Source organism: Mesorhizobium sp. M7D.F.Ca.US.004.03.1.1, from assembly GCF_003998635.1.
Taxonomy (GTDB): Bacteria; Pseudomonadota; Alphaproteobacteria; order Rhizobiales; family Rhizobiaceae; genus Mesorhizobium; species Mesorhizobium loti.
In genome coordinates this window covers 1-2,428 of the sequence record NZ_RZQG01000877.1, presented here as the reverse complement: position 1 = coordinate 2,428, position 2,428 = coordinate 1, and the positions used below count along the sequence as shown (strand labels likewise).

At 62.5% G+C, this 2,428-nt stretch carries 1 protein-coding gene; it reads left to right on the top strand.

What is annotated here, in order from left to right; translation table 11 throughout:
• Positions 1 to 296: 296 nt before the first annotated feature.
• Positions 297 to 2,428: efflux RND transporter permease subunit (locus EN935_RS31225; protein ID WP_164771499.1), on the top strand; the 2,132-nt coding region annotated here is incomplete at its 3' end.

The following is a 2,428-nucleotide window of genomic DNA, read 5'->3' as shown; positions in this document are numbered from 1 at the left end:
GTTCATGACCGAGAACCTCAAGGTGAAACTCGCCGGCGATGCGGCACTGCAGTCCGCATCTGCGGCTGACGGCGACGCCAAGCAGGTGCGCTAACGACAGACAACCGGCTGCGCGTTCCCGCAGCCGCTGGTTTCCGGGCGGCAAGCGCTCGAACCGAGGCGCTCGATTGATGTAACCCCCACATCGATTTTCGCGTCCCACCGCGATGAGCGTTTCTCCGCTCGGAGAGCCTTGCCGCCCGGAAGCCACTACCAAGCATTCGATCTTGTTGCTTTGAAAAGATGGACCAGCATCGATGACCAATTCCACGGAAGAGAAGCGGCCTTTCAACCTGTCGCGCTGGGCAATCGGCCATCCGTCCATTGCACGGTTCCTGTTCGGCCTGATCATCATTTCCGGTGCGCTCGGCCTGATGCGCATGGGCCAGAAGGAAGATCCCGATTTCACCTTCCGGGTCATGGTCGTCCAGGCGATCTGGCCGGGCTCCTCGATCAAGGAGATGGAAGACCAGGTCGTCAACAAGATCGAGCGCAAGCTGCAGGAGACGCCGCATCTCGATTTCGTGCGCTCCTTCACCCGCGCCGGCAGCGCCATCATCACGGTGCAGATCAAGGGCGACACCAACGCCGCCGAAGTCACGGACGCCTTCTACCAGGTGCGCAAGAAGGTCGGCGATATCCAGGGCGATCTGCCGCAAGGCCTGCTCGGCCCATATTTCAACGACGAGTTCGGCGACACCTTCATCACGCTGCATTCGATCAGCGGCGATGGCTTCAGCTATCCCGAACTGAAGAAATTCGCCATCCAGGCACGCGACATGCTTTTGACGACGCCCGGCGTCGAGAAGGCCGTCATCATCGGCGACCAGCCGGAAAAGCTCTATATCGACGTTTCGTCCAAGGCGCTGGCCGAACGCGGCCTGACGCTGACCGACCTGCAGAACGCGATCAAGGGACAGAACAATGTCGACCCGGCCGGCTCCGTCGACACCGGCACCAATTCGGTGCGCATTTCCGTCGAGGGCGATGTCAGCAAGGTCGAGGACATCAGGAACCTGCGCCTGCGCGCCGGCGGCCAGGTCACGAGGCTCGGCGACATCGCCACGGTGACGTCGGGGCTCGAAGATCCGTTCCAGCGCAAATACCGCTTCAATGGCCATGATAGCGTGCAACTTGGCGTCGTCATGGCCAAGGGCTTCAAGGTCACCGATGTCGGCAAGGATGTCGAGGCTACCTACAAGCGCTTCGAAGAGGCGCTGCCCTACGGCGTTTCGGTCGACCAGATTTCCGACCAGCCGGGCGTCGTCACGGATGCGGTGGCCGAATTCATGCATGCGCTTGGCGAAGCGCTGCTGATTGTGCTGGTCGTTTCTTTCCTGTCAATCGGCTGGCGCTCGGGCCTGGTCATCGCTATCGCCATTCCGCTGGTGCTCGCCGCCACCTTCGCCATCATGTACGAACTCGGCATCGACCTGCAGCGCATCTCGCTCGGCGCGCTGATCATCGCGCTCGGCCTGCTTGTCGACGACGCCATGATCGTCGTCGAGATGATGGAGCGAAAGCTGGAGGAGGGGCTGGTCAAGATCGAGGCGGCGAGCTTCGCCTATTCCTCGACCGCCTTCCCGATGCTGACCGGCACGCTGATCACCACCGCCGGCTTCATCCCGGTCGGCTTCGCGGCTTCCACGGCTGGCGAATATGTCCGCACGCTGTTCTATGTCGTCGGCATCGCGCTGATCGTGTCCTGGTTCGTCGCGGTCTATTTCACGCCGTGGCTCGGCAACATGATCCTCAAGCAGCGCAAGCATGCCGGCAGCCATCACGATGTCTTCGACACGCGCTTCTACCGCCGGCTTCGCGCTACGGTGGGCTGGGCGGTGCGCCATCGCATCATCGTCCTGGTGATGACGCTGGTGACCTTCGGCACCAGCCTGTGGGCGTTCCAGTTCATTCCGCAGAACTTCTTCCCGCAATCGTCGCGGCCGGAAATCCTCGTCGACCTCTGGCTGCCGGAAGGCACCAGCATCAAGGAAGTCGAGGCGCAGGCCAAGGCGCTCGAAAGCAAGATGATGGACGACAAGGACAAGCGTTTCATCGCCACCTATATCGGCGAAGGCGCGCCGCGCTTCTTCCTGCCGCTCGACCAGCAACTGCGCAATCCCAACTTCGCCCAACTGCTCGTCATGGCCAATGACGAACCGGCCCGCGAACGGCTGATCGTCAAGTTGCGCACCGTCCTGGCGCAAGACTTCCCGTCCATCCGCGCCAAGGTCGACCGCCTTTTCCTCGGTCCGCCGACCGGCTGGCCGGTGCAGATGCGCGTCATGGGGCCGGATCGGCAGGAGGTGCGCCGCATCGCCGACCAGGTGAAGGCGAAGTTCCGCGAGGATCCGCTGCTTGGCGCCGTGCACGACGAGTGGTTGGAGCC